The organism is Bradyrhizobium sp. RT6a (assembly GCF_040547675.1).
Classification (GTDB): domain Bacteria; phylum Pseudomonadota; class Alphaproteobacteria; order Rhizobiales; family Xanthobacteraceae; genus Bradyrhizobium.
The window spans coordinates 1,644,504-1,661,221 of the sequence record NZ_JBEPQC010000001.1 but is presented as its reverse complement, the minus strand read 5'-3'; the positions used below and the strand labels follow the sequence as shown (position 1 = coordinate 1,661,221).

Genomic DNA, 16,718 nt, shown 5'->3' with positions numbered 1-16,718 from the left:
TTAACTTGCTCGGAGAATTGCTCATCGAGAGATATCGAGATGACGACGAAATCGGTTCGTCCCTACCATGAGCCCGCCGGCGGCTGGGGCGCACTCAAGGCGCTCAGCAAGGCGCTTCTGGTGCAGCGGACGCCGCTGAAGGGCGTGGCGACGCTGAGCCGGATGAATCAGCCGGATGGCTTTGATTGCCCCGGCTGCGCCTGGCCCGATCCGAAGCACACCTCGTCATTCGAATTCTGCGAGAACGGTGGCAAGGCGGTTGCCTGGGAAGCAACGTCGAGGCGCTGCACGCCCGAGTTTTTCGCCGAGCATACCGTCTCCGAGCTTGCGAACTGGAACGACTACGAGCTCGAAATGCTCGGCCGACTCACCCATCCGATGGCCTATGACGCCGCTTCGGATCGCTATCTGCCGGTGGAATGGAGCGACGCGTTCGACATGATCGGTCGCGAGCTTCGGGCGCTGCCGGATCCCAACATGGCGGAGTTCTACACGTCCGGACGGACCTCGAACGAAGCCGCCTTCCTCTATCAGCTGTTCGTGCGCGAATACGGCACCAACAACTTCCCCGACTGCTCGAACATGTGCCACGAGGCCACCAGCGTCGGCCTGCCGTACTCGCTCGGTGTCGGCAAGGGCACGGTGCTGCTGGAGGATTTCGACAAGGCCGATTGCGTCTTCATCTTCGGCCAGAATCCGGGCACCAACAGCCCGCGAATGATGACCAGCCTGCGCAACGCGGCGCGCCGCGGCGCCTCGATCATCTCGTTCAACCCGTTTCGTGAGCGGGCGCTCGAACGTTTCCAGGCGCCGCAGAGCCCGGTCGAGATGATCACGCTGTCGTCGACGACGATCAGCTCGAAGCTGTTCCAGGTGCGGGTCGGCGGCGACGTTGCCGTCCTCAAGGGGATCATGAAGATTCTGGTGGAAGCGGACGAGGCCGCCCGTGCCGGCGAGCAACCGGAGATCCTGGACTGGGATTTCATCCGCGGCCACACCGCCGGCATTGAGGCGTTGATCGACGATCTCAAACGCACGCAATGGCCTGATATCGAACGTCAATCCGGCCTGTCGCGCGAGGACATGGAATATGCGGCCGGCGCCTATATGAAGGCCGAGCGTGCCATCCTCGTCTACGGCATGGGCATCACCCAGCACTGGCGCGGCGCGAACAACGTCCAGCAGATCGCCAATCTCGCGCTGTTGCGCGGCAATGTGGGGCGCGATGGCGCCGGCGTCTGCCCGGTTCGCGGTCATTCCAACGTGCAGGGCGATCGGACCGTCGGGATCACTGAGGTTCCCAAGGCGGATTTCCTCGAGCGCCTGGAGCAACGCTTCGGCTTCAGGCCTCCGGATGCGCCGGGACACAATGTGGTCACCGCGCTGGAGGCGATGATCCGCGGCGAGGTGAAGGCCTTCTTGGCAATGGGCGGCAATTTCGCCGCAGCCATTCCGGATTGGCAGGCGACCCAGGCGGCGCTTGGCAAGCTTGATCTGACCGTCCACGTCTCGACCAAGCTCAACCGCAGCCATTTGATCCATGGCCGTGCCGCCCTGATCCTGCCATGCCTCGGACGCACCGAGATCGATGTACAGGAATCCGGACCGCAGTCGATCACGGTGGAGGATTCGATGTCGATGGTGCATGCGTCCGGTGGCCGCAACAAGCCGGCATCGGAGCATCTGCGCAGCGAGATCGCGATCGTCGCCGGCGTTGCGAAGGCGACGCTGGGCGAGCGCACGGTGGTCGACTGGGACGGCTTTGTTGCCGATTACGACCGCATCCGCGATGCGATCGAGGCTGTGTTCCCGATCTTCCAGGGCTACAACGCCCGCATTCGCGTCCCCGGCGGCTTCCATCTCACCTCGACGGCACGCGAGCGGATCTGGGCGACGCCATCGGGCAAGGCGCACTTTTTGGTCTTCCCGGGCTGCGGCGAGGACCCGCCGGAGAGCGATCCCGATTCTCTGTGGCTCACCACCATACGCAGCCACGACCAGTACAACACCACGCTTTACTCGCTGTCCGACCGTTATCGCGGCGTGTTCGGCCAGCGCGACGTGGTGTTTCTCAACGAATACGAGTTGAGCAAGCGCGGGCTTGCCGATGGCGATCGCGTCGACCTGATAACCGCCTCGACCGATGGCGCCGAGCGGATCGTGCGCAACTTCCGCGTCGTGGCCTATTCCTTTCCGACCGGCTGTTGCGCGGCGTACTATCCGGAGACCAATCCGCTGGTGCCGCTCTATGCCCGTGATCCCCTGAGCTTCACGCCGTCATACAAAGGCGTCCCGATCCGCCTGGTACGCTCGGCCGCTTCCGGGCAATAGCTGAGAGCCGGAAACGTCGCTCAGGTATCTGCGTGCAGGTCGCAGCGCGGCGAATCCACCGGGTCGGAGACCGGCAGCGTGAACCAGAAACGGGCGCCGCCATTCGCGCCGTTGCCTTCGGCGCCGATCCGGCCTCCATGTGCTTCGACGATCGAGCGACAGATCGGCAGTCCCATGCCCATCCCGCTGTCCTTGGTCGTGAAAAAGCTCTCAAACAGCCGATCGATATGTTCGGCGGGGATGCCAGGACCATTGTCCTCCACGGCGCAGCACAATTTCGCCGCGTCCTGCGTGACCGTGCTGATGACGATCCTCCGATCATCATATCCCGCTTGCGTCATCGCCTGCACCGCGTTGATGGCCAGATTGACGATCACCTGCTGGAGCTGGGTGCGGTCACCGATCACCTGCGGCGTGGTCGGATCAGGCCGGTGCAGGATGGTCACGCTGCGGGATTCCATCTCGTGTCGCAGGAAGAGCAGCGCTTCGCGAATGATGTCGTCGAACGGCAGGGATGCCTGCGCGGGGGCTTTCCGAGAGGCCATCCCGTGAACGCGCGCCACGATGTTGGCGGCTCGTTGGGTATCCACGACGATGTTTTCGATGGCCTTGCGAATCTCGACGATATCAGGGACGGGCCTGTTCAGCCACCGCAGCCCGGCGGCACCATTGGTGGCGATAGCGGCCAGGGGTTGATTCACTTCGTGAGCGATCGACGCGGTGAGCTCGCCGAGCATCGAGACGCGCGCGGCATGTGCGAACTCGGCCTGCACCTGCCGGAGCCGTTCCTGAGCGCGAACTCGCTGTGAAATGTCGATCGTGCCAACCAGGCTTATTTCGAGATCATTGATGGGGCCGACCCGAGCCGTCGTGAAGAGAACGTCGACGACGCGGCCGTCCCACGTGACCATCCTGGTCTCTTCCTCGAAGTTCGTCTCGCCGCGATAACGAGACTCCATGGCCCGCCGGAACGTATCGGGACGTTCCTTCCAGGTCTCGGCCATGGAACGTCCGACATAGTCGTCGACGCCGCCTCCGAACATCTGGATGGTCCGTTCGTTGGCCTCCTGAAACGAGAGCGCATCCATGCAGGTCCGGAGGAATTCTGGATGGCTGTCGAAATAGGCGCCGAGGTCCTTGACGCCCTCGGCGCGCAATTTTCGGAACAGCACGACCAGCCTGCTGGCGTCGAGCTGCCGGAACGCGATCGGCATGCGGCTGAACAAATGGCGGTAGCGCTGCTCGCTCCGCTCCAGCTCGACATGGGCCTTCTTCTGGGCGGTGATATCCATGATCGCGCCGACGAGCGTCAGCGAAGCAGCCAGAAAAGCAGCGAAAGCGATTGCCGTAAAATTGTCTCCAAGCAGTGAACAGGCGAAGGACAGCAGGGTCAAAACAAGGCTACCCCAAGCCCACAGCAGGATCCGATCCTGTATTGTCTGGATCGGCAGCACACGGCGCCACCATCGTCGGGGCTGTACGGGGTCGGAGCCATCCAGGCATTCGAGCGTCATGCAGAAGGTTTACCGCCTCGCCGAAGAGCGGTCTTTTGCGTTTTCGTCGGCGCTTTGTCAAAACGCACGAAGCCGTGATCGAGCTGGCATCATGCCGGCGGTTAACTGCTCAAGCGGATTCATGGCGCAATCCCGTATCTGCTTCCCGCGTGGATGGACCGGATGTCTCGGCTGACCGCGGCTTGCGTCCGGAGAGCCAATTGCTGAGCCGGTCCAGATAGAGATAGACCACGGGCGTCGTGTAGAGCGTCAGGATCTGCGATAGCATCAGTCCGCCGACGATCGTGTAGCCGAGCGGCTGACGCAGCTCGGCGCCGGTGCCAGAGCCGATCATCAGCGGCACGCCGCCCAGCAGCGCCGCCATCGTCGTCATCAGGATCGGGCGAAAGCGCAGCGTGCAGGCCTGGTAGATCGCCTCTTCCGGGCTGAGCCCGTGCTGGCGCTCCACCGCGAGGGCGAAATCGACCAGCATGATGCCGTTCTTCTTGACGATGCCGATCAGCAGGATGATGCCGATGATGGCGATGACGCTGAGATCCATGTGGACCGCCAGCAGCAACAGCAGCGCGCCGATGCCGGCCGAAGGCAGCGTCGACAGAATCGTAATCGGGTGGATCAGGCTCTCATAGAGCACGCCGAGGATGATGTAGATCACGATCAGCGCCGCCCCGATCAATAGCGGAGTGCCCGACAGAGAGGACTGGAACGCCTGCGCATTGCCCTGGAACGAAGCGGTTAGCGAGGCGGGCTTGCCGGTGCTCTTCTCGATGTTCTGGATCGCCGCCACCGCATCGCCCAGCGCGACGCCAGGCCGCAGGTTGAACGAGATCGTCACCGACGGAAACAGGCTCTGGTGGTTGATCAGGATCGGGGCGGGCTTGATGACGCTATGGACCAACGTGCTCAGGGGGACCTGCTGGCCGGTGGCCGAGCTCAGGTAGATGTCCTTGAGCGCTTCGGGGCCGTACTGGAAACGCGGATCGACCTCCATCACGACATGGTACTGGTTCAGCGAGGTGAACATGGTGGAGACGATGCGCTGGCCGAATGCATCGTCGAGGGTGTTGTCGATCGTCGTGGGCAGGATGCCGAAGCTCGATGCGACCTCGCGATTGACGGTGACTTCGAGCCTGGGGCCGGCATTGGCCTGATCGCTCGCGACGTCGGTGATGAAATCGAGCGCGCGGAGTTTTGCCAGGAAGATCGCCGACCAATTGGTGAGCTCGTTGGAATCGGCATCCGTCAGCGTGTACTGATATTGCGTCTTCGACAGCCGGGCGCCGATGGTGATGTCCTGCGCGGCCTGCATGTAAAGTCTGATGCCCTGAATATGGGAGAGCGCAGGCCCCAGCCGCTCGATGATTTGATCGGCACTGGCTTTGCGCTCGGGCTTCGGCTTCAGGACGATGAAGATACGTCCCTGGTTGAGCGTCGCGGTTGGACCGCCCGGGCCGATATAGCTTGCCACCGACTGGACCGCAGGATCCTTCGAGAGGATGTCGACGACCGCCTGCTGGCGCTCGGACATGGCGGGGAAGGAGATGTCCTGTGCGGCTTCGGTGATGCCGACGATCTGCCCGGTGTCCTGTTGCGGGAAGAAGCCTTTCGGTATGATCACGTACAGATAGCCGGTCAGCGCGACGGTCGAGAGCATCACGAGCAGCGTCGCGAAGCGATGACGCAGCACGATTCGCAAGCCTCTCGCATAAAGTGCCAGCAGTGCGTCGAAACCGCGTTCGAAGGCAAGGTAGAACCGGCCGTGCTTCCTCCGCGAGTCGTCCTTCAGGAGCCGCGCGCACATCATCGGCGTCAGCGTCAGCGAGATGATCAGCGACAGCAGCAGCGCGGCGGTGATCGTGATGGCGAATTCCTGGAACAGCTTGCCGACGTACCCGCCCATCAGGAATAGCGGGATGAACACAGCGATCAGCGACAGCGTGATGGAGACGATGGTGAAGCCGATTTCGCTGGAACCCTTCAGCGCGGCCTCCATCGGCGTCATGCCCTGCTCGAGATGGCGCACGATGTTCTCGATCACGACGACGGCGTCGTCGACCACGAAACCCACCGCGATCGACAGCGCCATCAGCGAGAGGTTGTCCAGGCTGTAGCCGAGCACGTAAAGCACGGCGAACGTGCCGACCAGCGACAGGGGAACTGTGATCGCCGGGATGATGGTGGCCCAGAAATTCCGCAAGAACAGGAATATCACCATCACCACGAGAGCGACCGTCAGCATCAGCGTGAATTGAACGTCGGAGACGGCGGCGCGAATGGTGGCGGTCCGGTCGGCGGCGATCGTAACCTTGATCGCGGGCGGAACGGAGGCCTGCAGTAGCGGCAGCAGCTTCTTGATGCGGTCGACCGTTTGGATCACGTTGGCGCCTGGAACGCGCTGGACGGCCAGGATAATGGCGCGATCCTTGCCGTACCAGCCGGCCAGGAGGTCGTTCTCGGGCCCTTCGATCGCGGTACCGATGTCGCGTATCCGCACCGGCGAGCCGTTGCGATAGGCGATGATTAGGTCTTCATAGGCGGCGGGCTTGAGCAACTGGTCGTTGGTGTTCAGCGTGTAGGTGACGCGTGGGCTGTTGAGCGTGCCCTTGGGCAGGTCGACATTGGCGCCGGCGATCACGCTGCGGACGTCTTCGAGGCCGATGCCGCGCGCGGCAAGCGCCTGCGGGTTGACGCGAACGCGGATCGCGGGCTTCTGCTGGCCGCCGATGCCGACGAGGCCTACGCCCGGCACCTGCGAGATCTTCGGCAGCAGGATGTTCTCCGCATAAGCATCGACCGTGGTCAGCGGCAGTGAGTCTGATGTGAGCGCGATCAGCATGATCGGCGTTTCGGCCGGATTCACCTTCCGGATCGTCGGCGGGTAGGGGATATTCGGCGGCAGGAACGGGCTTGCGGCATTGATCGCGGCCAGCACGTCCACCGCCGCGCTGTCCACCGTGCGTGACAGCTCGAATTGCACCGTGAGCTGGGCCACGCCAAGCGCACTGGACGAGGTGAGCTGTGTGATACCGGGGATCTGGCTGAGCTGCTGCTCGAGCGGCGTGGCGAGCGACGAGGCGATCGTGCCTGGGTCGGCGCCGGGCAGTTGCGCCGAGATCTGGATGGTCGGGTAGTTGACGTTCGGCAGTGCGCCGACCGGCAGCAACGGATAGGCCGCAAGGCCGCACAGCAGCAAGCCCGCCATCAGCAGAGCGGTTGCGATCGGCCGCAGGATGAAGGGCGCGGAGAGGTTCATGGGATTGCGGCCTGCACGGCGCTTTGCAGGTCGGCTTCGCGCGCGGCCTTGCCGTGCAGCTCGCGAACGCGGCTGCCTTCCGTCAGTCGATACTGGCCGTCGATGACGACGACGTCACCGGATTTCAGGCCCTGATCGATCAGGGCCTGGCCATCGGTAATCTGGGCGACGTGAACCGGACGCAAGGCCGCCGTCTGGTCGTTGCCCACGACATAGACGTAGCTGCCGTTCGGCCCCTGTTGCACGGCCGAGCCGGCGACAGTGATCGCATTCTTCTGAAGCTCGAGCAGTAGGCGCGCGTTCACCAGCTGGCCCGGCCACAGCCGGTGCTCATGGTTCGGGAACACCGCCTTGAGCTGGACGGTGCCGGTCGTTCCCGCGATCTCGTTGTTGACCAGCAGCAGCGTACCTTCGTCGAGCTTCGTCTTGTTGTCCTGGCTGTAGGCGATGACCTTCAGGGAGCCTTTTGCGGCGTGTTCCTGGATCATGGGCAGGTCCGCCTGGGGCAGGGTGAACAGCAGTGAAATCGGCTCGATCTGGGTGACGACGACGAGGCCGTTGGCGTCGGTCGGATGAATGACATTGCCGACATCGATCTGGCGAACGCCGGTGATGCCGGGAACGGCCGACGACAGGCGCGTATAGCTCAGTTGGACGTTGGCCTCGTCGATCTGGGCCTGGTCCGCCTTCACGGCGGCCTTGAGCTGCGCCACCTGCGCTGTCTGCGTCTCGATCAGTTGCGGGGTCGCATAGCCCTTGTCGCCAAGCTGGTTGTAGCGGGAAAGATTGGCTTCTGCATTCACGAGCTGCGCCTGGTCCCTGTCGCGATTGGCCGTCAACTGCTCGATCTGTGCTTCGTAAGGACGTGGATCGATCTGGGCGAGCAAGTCGCCGGCCTTGACGGTCTGTCCCTCGGTGAAGGCGATCTTGACGATCTGTCCTTGAATCTGGCTGCGCACGACGTCGGTGTTGTAGGCGATCACCGTGCCGATGCCGCGCAGATAGATCGGAACGTCCTTGCCCGTGACCGTGGCGGCGACCACCGGCACCGCAGCGGCCACGGGGGCGGCTGCCACGGCCGGCTTCCGGTTGGTGCCGAAGAACCAGAAGCCTGTGCCGACCATGACCGCAGCGAGAGTAACGAGCGTAATGGTGAGGTTCCGTTTCACTGTGATGATCCTCCTTGACCTCAGGGATTGCCGGAGCTGTCGATCGATGTTGTGCCGTTAAAGGACGTTGTGCCGTTCAAGGATGTGGGGCCGGCCACCGGCACGGACGGACTGATTCCGGCGCCGCCGATTTCGGTGGCGCCCAACGGAATTCCGACGCGACCGACCGTCGCTGTCGAGGGCAGGGACGAGACCGTTGCGGTGCTGCCGGCGCAGGTGGTCGATGAGGTGCCGGACAGCCCGCCACCATCGAACAATGTTCCGGAAGATGGGGCATTTCCCGACCCGGCGCAGGCGATCGTGCTTTGCGCGGGATTGATCGGGGAGATGCCCGGCGTTGCGATTTCGGTCGATCCCAGCGGAATGCCCACGGGTCGCGTCGATTGCGGGTTGAGCGGCGACGTCGCAAGCATGCCGGCGGGAGGCTGCATTCCCGGCATCGTCGTCTGAGCGATCGCCGCGGCCGAGGTCAGCCACAGGATTCCGGTCGCAAGTGTTGCGCCAAGATGCGTCAAGGTGAACCGGCGCGATCTTGACCGCTTTGCGCGGCCGTGGTTCGACGAGTGCTGTTTCCGCATGGAAGAGTGCTCCGGCTGAATGCCCCCGAACATTAGAGAGTCGCCGGAGTGCGGGTATTTCCAGAACGCACGTCCTGCTCCCCGGCAGCACGACGGCAGGAAGCATTCGGCGTTTTCACGAGCTGCATTGCTCTTCGCGCGGCGACCTCACCGTGCTGCGTTACTAGCAACGGCGATCAGTCCCGGCTTCGATCGTCGAAATCCGACTTGGCTATCTCAGAATGGCGCGCGCGTGGGCGAGTTCCCGCGTGCACGTGCCTGTGTCGCCGATGTGATCGGCGGCGCGGGCGCGATCAAGCGAATCTAGCGCATCCGTGAAGTCGACACCGTTGCCTCCCTCGGCCTCGGCGAGCGAGCGGGGCGTGGGTTGATGGCTGCGCAGCGCGCTGAGGCTCTCCGGCTTCCAGCCGTGCGACCCAGCATCTCGCTCGATGGCCTGATCGAGCCGGACTTGGGCTTTCGCGATCTCATCCGTGCAGGTGCCTGCGTGCGCCGGCGATGATGCGCACAGCAAGATGAGGAGGGCGATGCGGAATTCTGCGTTGGATCTCATTGTCCGATTCCATGCGTGGAAATTCGAGCGGCGCCGGAGAGGACGTCTTGGATGACAGAACCAGTGCCTTTCGTCTTTCGCGTATGAACGCCCGCGTCATGACCGGTCATCCGGCCGGTGTCGTCGGGCGCGACGGCGCGTCCGAGTGCCGAGGCGGCACCTGGACGGTCGATATTTTGTGACGTGCGAAGTGGCAAGGACGGTTGGTTTGAGGAAATACGCGGTCGCAGGCCTCGAACTAGTGTTGCGTCATTCCAACCCGGAGTGATCCCGACATGAAACACCTCAACGCTGGCCTCGCCGTTGCTGCCGCCCTTTCGCTATTCTCGACCGTCGCCCCGGCGCGCGCGGAACCCCTCAAGAACATCGTGCTGGTGCACGGCGCCTGGGTGGATGGGTCCGGCTGGAAGCCGGTCTACGAGATCCTGACCAAGGAAGGCTTCCGCGTTACCATGGTGCAGGAGCCCGAGACCTCGTTCGCCGACGACGTCACTGCGGCCAAGCGCATTCTCGACCTGCAGGATGGGCCGACGCTTCTCGTCGGTCACAGCTACGGTGGCTCGATCATCACCGAGGCCGGCGTTCATCCCAACGTCGTTGGTCTTGTTTATGTCGCCGCACATGCGCCCGACGTCGGCGAGGACGAATCGGCGCTGGGCAAGAAGACGCCGAGCGTGCTCGGAAAGACCGAAGGCGTCATCAAGGTGACGCCCGACAAATTCACTTATCTCGATCCCGTGCAATTCCCGAAACTGTTCGCGCCGGATCTGCCGCGCGAGCGGGCCGAGTTCGTCGCGCGCTCGCAGGTCCCGGCCGCGACCCAAGTGTTCAGCACGCCGCTGACGGCGGCGGCGTGGAAGACCAAGCCGAGCTGGGGCATCGTCGCCGGCAACGACCAGATCATCAGTCCGGATCTGGAGCGCTGGTACTATGAGCGCGCCAAGAGCCAGACCACCGTGATCCCGGGCGCCAGCCACTCGGTCTACGAGTCGCGTCCGAAGGAAGTGGCAGCGGTCATCACCCGCGCCGCGCGCAGCATTCAGTCGCCGGTTACGCGCTGATCGCCCTTCGCCGGTCCTGACGCACGACCGGCAGAAGGAAGGACGGCGGGAGTGACCGCGCTCCCGCCGGCCCGACTGTTTCGAAATTTTGCGAATGCAATCGAAGAAGCGCTGATGCTTCTGTGCGGCGCCAGTCTGAGGGAATGACGGTCATGACGAGCTGGCAGAACAATCGAGCCGCGCGCGATGCGCGCATTGCGGCGGGAGCCGGCCTTGCACGCGGCAAGATCGTTGAAGCACACGACGTCACGCGCCTGCTGGAGGCCGTGATCCGGCCGGGTGACCGGGTTTGCCTGGAGGGCGATAACCAGAAGCAGGCGGATCTCTTAAGCAGCGCGCTGCTGGCGGTCGATCTGTCCAAGGTCAACGATCTGCACATGGTGCAGTCGGGTGTCGTTCTGCCCGAACATCTGGACCTGTTCGACCGCGGAGTCGCGAAGCGGCTCGATTATGCTTATTCAGGGCCGCAATCGGCGCGCATCGCGCGCATGCTGTTCGGCGGCAAGATCGAGCTGGGCGCGGTTCATACCTATCTCGAACTGTTCGCCCGCTACTTCATCGACCTCACGCCGCACGTCGCGCTGATCGCCGCCGTCAGCGCCGACCGCGAGGGAAATCTCTACACCGGCCCGAACACCGAGGACACCCCGACCGTGGTCGAGGCGACCGCGTTCAAGGACGGCGTCGTGATCGCACAGGTCAACGAGATCGTCGACACCGTTCCGCGGGTCGACATCCCGGCGGATCGTGTGCATTTCATCGTCGAGGCCGACAAGCCGTTCTTCGTCGAGCCGCTGTTCACGCGCGATCCGGCCGCGATCACGGAAGGCCAGATCCTGACAGCGATGCTCGCGATCAAGGGTGTCTATGCGCCCTATCGCGTGCAGCGGCTCAATCACGGCATCGGCTTCAGCACGGCCGCGATCGAGCTCCTGCTGCCGACATTCGGCGAGAGGCTGGGGCTGAAGGGCACGATCGCGACCCACTTCGCGTTGAATCCCCATCCCGCGCTCATTCCCGCGATCGAGTCCGGCTGGGTGCGGCAGATCCACTCGTTCGGGTCGGAGGTCGGCATGGACGACTACATCCGCGCCAGATCCGACATCTACTTCACCGGTCCCGACGGCTCGTTGCGCTCCAACCGCGCCTTCTGTCAGACCGCCGGCCTCTATGCCTGCGACATGTTCATCGGCTCCACGCTGCAGATCGATCTGCAAGGAAATTCGTCGACCGTCACCACATCGCGCATCGCAGGCTTTGGCGGCGCCCCGAACATGGGGGCGGATGCCCGCGGGCGGCGCCATCCGAGCGAGCCATGGCTGAAGGCCGGAGCGGAGGCCGATCCCGACGGCTCGGCACTGATGCGCCGCGGCCGCAAGCTGGTCGTGCAGATCGGCGAGACGTTCGGCGACAAGAACGTGCCGCTGTTCGTCGAGAAGCTCGATGCGATCGAGCTCGCCGAGAAGCTGAAGCTCGATCTCGCGCCGATCATGATCTACGGGGACGACGTCACGCACATCGTCACCGAGGAGGGCGTGGCAAACCTGTTGCTGTGCCGCACCGCTCAGGAGCGCGAACAGGCCATCCGCGGCGTTGCCGGCTACACCGACGTCGGCCGTCGGCGGGACCACGGCATGGTCTCGCGCCTGCGCGAGCGCGGCGTGATCCGCAGACCGGAAGATCTCGGCATCAATCCGCTCGATGCGGATCGCAGTCTGCTGGCGGCGCGCTCGATCAAGGATCTCGTGCACTGGTCGGGCGGACTCTACGCGCCGCCGTCAAAATTCAGGAATTGGTGAGGGACGGACCATGGAAGATCTCAACTTTCAACACCAGGTTCGCGCGCGAGCCGGTGGCACCAGGCAAAGCGCGATTGTCGGCGTGGTCGCGTCCGGAAATCTGGAAGTGCTGGTCGAGCGCAGCTTGCCGGATGCGCAATGCGCCGTGGACATCAAGACCGCGGCCGTGGGCTTCGGAGCAGTCTGGAGCGCCGTGATCGGCGATTTCGTCGAGCGCTATTCGCCGGGCGGGCTGAAGTTCTCGATCAATGACGGCGGCGCGCGTCCGGATACGGTGTCGCTGCGGCTGGCGCAGGCGGTGCGATTGATCGCGGAGGCCGGCCAATGACCGCTCCGCTCAAGGACATCACGCCGGCCGAACGGGCCCGTAGCACCAGCTTCTACGAGGCGTCGGCTCGCACGCGGCTGGAGCTGCTGCTCGATGCCGGCAGCTTCGTCGAGTTCATCGGGCCGGAGCAGCGCGAGGTCAGCCCGCATCTGACGATATTCGATCTTCCTGAGCAGTTCGACGATGGCGTCGTCGTCGGTCACGGTCGCCTTGATGGCTCGCCGGTGTTCGTCGCCGCGCAGGAAGGCCGCTTCATGGGCGGCGCGTTTGGCGAGGTGCACGGCGCCAAGCTGACCGGGCTGCTCCGCGCCGCGCGTCAGATCAGCTCGATCCCCGTCCTGATCCTGTTCGATACCGGCGGCGTCCGGTTGCAGGAAGCCAATGCCGGCGAGCTCGCCATCGCCGAGATCATGCGCGCCGTGATGGAAGCGCGCAGTGCCGACGTGAAGGTCATCGGTCTTATCGGCGGTAGGTCCGGATGCTATGGCGGCGGCGGCCTGATCGCAGGCTGTTGCTCCGCTCTCATCGTTTCGGAGCCGGGGCGCATCGCGGTGTCGGGCCCCGAAGTGATCGAGACCAATCGCGGCGTCGAGGAGTTCGATTCCCGCGATCGCGCTTTGGTCTGGCGGACCATGGGAGGCAAGCATCGCCGCCTGCTCGGCGCCGCCGATGTCTTCGCCGACGACAACGTGCAGGATTTTCGCGAGGCCGCGCTGGAGCTGCTCGGCCTGCTCGGACCTTTCGGTCTCGACAGGCTGAAGGCCGAGCAGCGGCGGCTTGCCGACCGGCTGCGCAGCTTCGGTGACTGCGGCGATGCCGTGGACATCTGGACGGCGGAAGGCATCGCGCATGCCGAAGCCGTTCCAGAGCTGCCGGCCGATCAGTTCATTGCCCTTGCCAACCGGATCGGGAGGACCAGCCGTGACGCTCGATAATATCCTCGCTTCGCTCTTTCCCGACGGCCATGAGGTGAGGAACGACAAGGGCGTCATCCTCGGCTCGGCGATGCTGCGGTCCGGCGGCCGGCTCCTCGTGCTTGGTGTTGCAGACCGGACGGCGCTAGGCGTCGACGAAACGATCAGGCTGTCGGGCCACATCCTGGAGTCGATTGACCGGGACTCCGGGCCGATCCTGGTGCTCGTCGACAGCGACAGCCAGCGCATGAGCAAGCGCGACGAGATGCTCGGGTTGAACGAGTTCCTCGCGCATCTGGCGAAGGTGCTGATCCATGCGGACATGAATGGCCGCCCGACCATCGGCCTTCTGTATGGTCACTCGGCTGCGGGCGCCCTGCTTGCGACGGGTCTTGCGACGCGTGTGCTGGTCGGATTGCCCGGGGCCGATCCCGCGGTGATGGACCTGCCGTCGATGGCGAAGGTCACCAAGCTGTCGATGGAGGCCCTGCAGGAAAAGGCGAAGTCGACGCCGGTGTTCGCACCGGGCCTTTCCAATCTCGCACAGATGGGAGCCGTTCACATGACGTGGAGCAATGCCATTTCGCTTACCGACCAGTTGGAGGCGCTGCTGGCTGGTTTGCCGGCCGTGCAAGACCGGCGGGATGCGCTCGGCAAGGAGCGTGGCGGCCGGCTGAAGGCCACCGAGATCGCGGAGCGCGTTCATGATCTCGCCCTGCAAGTACGGTGAGCGTCCACCGGGTCGTCATGACCTGGTCTTCGTCAGCCCCGAAGGCTGGCGCGCGATGCTGGACGCGCGCGACGATCTCGCAGCCGATTCCCTTCTCGCGCGCTGGCCCAAAATGCGATGGCCGACAATCAGGCGACGCGCTCTGCCATGCGAGACAACCGGCCTCGCGCTGGGCCTGCCCTTGCCACCCTCTGCCGGCAAGAAACGGGTCTCGTTCGTGGTCGATATCGACCACGTCGTCTCGGTCGCGAGGCCGCCGTCGCTGCGGCAGGCGCGGGCCTACGCGCCGCGCAACTGGTGGCCGACGCTCGACCGGCTCGACGGGCTGGCGCTTCGCCATTCGGTGGACGCGCGCGTCTTCGGCAGCCTGGCCTGGCAGGCGCTGACCGGGCTCGACTACGTCACCGGCCGTTCCGACCTCGATGTCCTGTTCGAGTTTCGCCGCGAAACCGACATCGATCGCTTCGTCGCCGATGTCGCTGCGATCGAGACTGACGCGCCGATGCGGCTGGATGGCGAGTTGATGGGCGCCGACGGCGCTGCGGTCAACTGGCGCGAATTCCACGGCGGCGCGAGCGAGCTTCTGGTCAAGAGCCTCGAGCGCGTGGTCCTGCTCGGCAGGCCTCAATTCATGTCGGGAGCGATGGGATCATGATCACCACGGCCGCAAGAGGCGTGGAGCGGCCGGTTCTGCGCCGGGCGCGGATCGGGCCCGATGTCTCCGCCATCGGCGCCGTCGCCGCCGATTGCCTCGTCAAGGAGCTCGAAACCTGGCCGAAGCCGGGGCTGGTGAGCCATGTCGACAACGGCAGTCACGTCGACATGGACGCGGGCACGTTTCGTCGCAGCGCTGCGGCCATCGGGCCCTATCTGCAACGGCTGGCCGATGCGGGCGCGCTCGGCTGCGGCATGGGGCGGCTGCGGATCATTGGTCTTGAAGCGGAGCGGGCCATGCTGGCAGCGACTGCGGGAGTCAACACGCATCGTGGCGCGGTCTTCGGGCTCGGCCTGCTGTGCGCGGCAGCCGGCGCGAGAGCTGGCGGGTTGGTCGATCCCGGGCTACCGCTTGGCGCTGTCGTGGCGCGTCTGTGGGGCGAGGGCATATTCGATGGCCCGGTGCTGCTGCACAGCCATGGCAGCGCAGCCCACCGCCGCTTTCGTGCGGGCGGTGCGCGGATGGAGGCCGCAAACGGATTTCCCAGCGTCTACCGGATCGGCTTGCCGGCCTTGCGCAGAGCGACGATGACTGCGCCGGAAGATACTGAAGCAGCCCGGGTCGAGGCGTGCTTTGCGTTGATCGCATTCGTCGAAGACACCAACCTCCTGCATCGCGGTGGGCTCGACGGCCTTCGCTTTGCACACGACGCGGCGCGTCGCTTCATCGCTTCAGGCGGCGTCGGCGCGTCCGGCTGGCGTGCGCGGGCGCAGTCGATCCACGAAAGCTTCGTCGCCCGTCGCCTCAGCCCGGGTGGATCGGCCGACCTGCTTGCAATGACGCTCTTCGTCGACGCCCATGAAAGGCCTGATCCATGATGTCCAACGCAATCCTGATGGCGCTGGTGCCGGTCTTCTTCGTTCTGTTGCTGGGATACGCCGCCGGAAAATTTCATATCGTCGACAATCTTCACGTCGACGCCCTCAACGCACTTGTGATGGATTTTGCGCTGCCGGCCTCTCTGTTCGCGGCGACAGCCTCGGCGTCGCGCCGTGACATGATCGAGCAGGTCCCGCTCTTCCTGGTGCTCGGCGTGACGATGCTGCTGCTCTATCTCGCCTGGTACTTTACCGCGCGTGAGGTCTCCAAGGTCTCCCGGTCGGAAGCATCGTTACAGGCGTTGACGATCGGCTTTCCGAATCTCGCCGGCGTGGGCCTTCCGATCATGACCTCAGTCGTGGGGCCGGCCGGCACTGTGCCGGTTGCGGTCGCATTGGCGGCGGGCTCGATCCTCATCAGTCCGCTCACCCTGATCATGGCGGAAATGGGCGCCGCCAAGGCTCGCGGCGAGCAAATGGCGGCGCGGCAGGTCCTGACGGCGATTCGGCGTGCGATCACCAAGCCGGTGGTGCTCGCGCCCGCGCTTGGCATCCTGTTCTCGTTGTCGGATGTGAGCCTCGACGCGCTGGCCCATGCGAGCCTCGCGCTGATCGGAAGCTCGGCTGCCGGCGTCGCCCTGTTTCTCACAGGAGCCATTCTGTCGGCGCAGTCGTTTCGGCTGGACTGGAAGATCGTCGCAGCAACGCTGGCCTCGGACATCGTGCGCCCGCTGCTGGCAGTTGCGCTCATTTATCTCATTCCGATTACGAAGGATGCGGCGAAAACGGCTATTCTGCTCGCCGCGACGCCCTCGGGCTTCTTCGGAATCTTGTTCGCCGTCAACTACCGGCTGGATTCCGCAAGGGCAGGGTCGATGGTCATCGCCAGCACCGGCTTCAGCGTCGTGACCCTGGCGATCGCGATTGCGCTGCTCTTTCCCCACTAGGCCGCGAC

Annotated in this window: 15 protein-coding genes; 11 read left to right on the top strand and 4 right to left on the bottom strand. The window is 64.4% G+C overall.

All coding sequences use genetic code 11. The annotated features are described in order from the left end of the window. The first annotated feature begins 39 nt into the window (after positions 1-39). Positions 40-2,331, top strand: coding sequence for an FdhF/YdeP family oxidoreductase (locus tag ABIC03_RS07880; RefSeq protein ID WP_354056909.1), 2,292 nt, complete (start codon positions 40-42; stop codon positions 2,329-2,331). A gap of 20 nt (positions 2,332-2,351) precedes the next feature. Here ABIC03_RS07880 and ABIC03_RS07875 read toward each other — a convergent pair whose 3' ends face one another. From ABIC03_RS07875 to ABIC03_RS07865, 3 genes are all read right to left on the bottom strand, one after another. Continuing rightward, on the bottom strand, positions 2,352-3,785 hold the full coding sequence (locus ABIC03_RS07875) for a sensor histidine kinase (protein WP_354056907.1): 1,434 nt from the start codon (positions 3,783-3,785) through the stop codon (positions 2,352-2,354). Between the two features lie 169 nt (positions 3,786-3,954). Then, positions 3,955-7,098 (bottom strand): efflux RND transporter permease subunit, encoded by a 3,144-nt coding sequence (locus ABIC03_RS07870; protein ID WP_354056905.1) that lies wholly within the window; start codon positions 7,096-7,098, stop codon positions 3,955-3,957. After that, positions 7,095-8,267 (bottom strand): efflux RND transporter periplasmic adaptor subunit, encoded by a 1,173-nt coding sequence (locus ABIC03_RS07865; protein ID WP_354056903.1) that lies wholly within the window; start codon positions 8,265-8,267, stop codon positions 7,095-7,097. The genes ABIC03_RS07870 and ABIC03_RS07865 overlap by 4 nt, the downstream gene beginning before the upstream one ends. Before the next feature lie 27 nt (positions 8,268-8,294). On the opposite strand from ABIC03_RS07865, the gene ABIC03_RS07860 reads away from it, so the two are divergent. Further along, complete coding sequence (locus ABIC03_RS07860) at positions 8,295-8,717, top strand: hypothetical protein (protein WP_354056901.1); 423 nt, start codon at positions 8,295-8,297, stop codon at positions 8,715-8,717. A gap of 339 nt (positions 8,718-9,056) precedes the next feature. Here the strand turns inward: ABIC03_RS07860 and ABIC03_RS07855 are convergent, their stop codons facing one another. After that, entirely contained in the window at positions 9,057-9,398 is a 342-nt protein-coding gene (locus ABIC03_RS07855; protein WP_354056899.1) for a hypothetical protein, read from the bottom strand. A 47-nt stretch (positions 9,399-9,445) separates the two neighbouring features. On the opposite strand from ABIC03_RS07855, the gene ABIC03_RS07850 reads away from it, so the two are divergent. The 9 genes from ABIC03_RS07850 to ABIC03_RS07810 all read left to right on the top strand — a co-directional run bounded on the left by ABIC03_RS07850 (position 9,446) and on the right by ABIC03_RS07810 (position 16,710). Further along, complete coding sequence (locus tag ABIC03_RS07850) at positions 9,446-9,580, top strand: hypothetical protein (protein WP_354056897.1); 135 nt, start codon at positions 9,446-9,448, stop codon at positions 9,578-9,580. A 93-nt stretch (positions 9,581-9,673) separates the two neighbouring features. After that, on the top strand, positions 9,674-10,459 hold the full coding sequence (locus tag ABIC03_RS07845) for an alpha/beta hydrolase (RefSeq protein ID WP_354056895.1): 786 nt from the start codon (positions 9,674-9,676) through the stop codon (positions 10,457-10,459). Positions 10,460-10,611: 152 nt separating this feature from the next. Then, entirely contained in the window at positions 10,612-12,258 is a 1,647-nt protein-coding gene (mdcA, locus tag ABIC03_RS07840) for a malonate decarboxylase subunit alpha (RefSeq protein WP_354056893.1), read from the top strand. Positions 12,259-12,268: 10 nt separating this feature from the next. Further along, positions 12,269-12,586, top strand: coding sequence for a malonate decarboxylase acyl carrier protein (gene mdcC, locus ABIC03_RS07835; protein WP_354056891.1), 318 nt, complete (start codon positions 12,269-12,271; stop codon positions 12,584-12,586). After that, positions 12,583-13,521, top strand: a complete 939-nt coding sequence (locus tag ABIC03_RS07830) for a biotin-independent malonate decarboxylase subunit beta (RefSeq protein ID WP_354056889.1) — start codon at positions 12,583-12,585, stop codon at positions 13,519-13,521. Before mdcC ends, ABIC03_RS07830 begins: the two co-directional genes overlap by 4 nt. After that, on the top strand, positions 13,508-14,230 hold the full coding sequence (mdcE, locus tag ABIC03_RS07825; protein WP_354056886.1) for a biotin-independent malonate decarboxylase subunit gamma: 723 nt from the start codon (positions 13,508-13,510) through the stop codon (positions 14,228-14,230). The genes ABIC03_RS07830 and mdcE overlap by 14 nt, the downstream gene beginning before the upstream one ends. Beyond that, positions 14,205-14,885, top strand: coding sequence for a malonate decarboxylase holo-[acyl-carrier-protein] synthase (gene mdcG, locus ABIC03_RS07820; protein ID WP_354056884.1), 681 nt, complete (start codon positions 14,205-14,207; stop codon positions 14,883-14,885). Before mdcE ends, mdcG begins: the two co-directional genes overlap by 26 nt. Then, positions 14,882-15,763: a triphosphoribosyl-dephospho-CoA synthase MdcB gene (gene mdcB, locus ABIC03_RS07815; RefSeq protein ID WP_354056882.1), complete on the top strand. Its 882-nt coding sequence runs from the start codon at positions 14,882-14,884 to the stop codon at positions 15,761-15,763. The genes mdcG and mdcB overlap by 4 nt, the downstream gene beginning before the upstream one ends. Beyond that, entirely contained in the window at positions 15,760-16,710 is a 951-nt protein-coding gene (locus ABIC03_RS07810) for an AEC family transporter (protein WP_354056880.1), read from the top strand. The genes mdcB and ABIC03_RS07810 overlap by 4 nt, the downstream gene beginning before the upstream one ends. The last annotated feature ends 8 nt before the right edge of the window (positions 16,711-16,718 follow it).

Bases quoted from the DNA above. Each gene is read 5' to 3' on its own strand.
- ABIC03_RS07880 (WP_354056909.1), top strand. From the start codon at position 40: ATGACGACGAAATCGGTTCGTCCCTACCATGAGCCCGCCGGCGGCTGG.
- ABIC03_RS07870 (WP_354056905.1), bottom strand. From the start codon at position 7,098: ATGAACCTCTCCGCGCCCTTCATCCTGCGGCCGATCGCAACCGCTCTG.
- mdcA (WP_354056893.1), top strand. From the start codon at position 10,612: ATGACGAGCTGGCAGAACAATCGAGCCGCGCGCGATGCGCGCATTGCG.
- ABIC03_RS07855 (WP_354056899.1), bottom strand. From the start codon at position 9,398: ATGAGATCCAACGCAGAATTCCGCATCGCCCTCCTCATCTTGCTGTGC.
- ABIC03_RS07810 (WP_354056880.1), top strand. From the start codon at position 15,760: ATGATGTCCAACGCAATCCTGATGGCGCTGGTGCCGGTCTTCTTCGTT.
- mdcC (WP_354056891.1), top strand. From the start codon at position 12,269: ATGGAAGATCTCAACTTTCAACACCAGGTTCGCGCGCGAGCCGGTGGC.
- ABIC03_RS07830 (WP_354056889.1), top strand. From the start codon at position 12,583: ATGACCGCTCCGCTCAAGGACATCACGCCGGCCGAACGGGCCCGTAGC.
- ABIC03_RS07845 (WP_354056895.1), top strand. From the start codon at position 9,674: ATGAAACACCTCAACGCTGGCCTCGCCGTTGCTGCCGCCCTTTCGCTA.
- mdcG (WP_354056884.1), top strand. From the start codon at position 14,205: ATGATCTCGCCCTGCAAGTACGGTGAGCGTCCACCGGGTCGTCATGAC.
- mdcB (WP_354056882.1), top strand. From the start codon at position 14,882: ATGATCACCACGGCCGCAAGAGGCGTGGAGCGGCCGGTTCTGCGCCGG.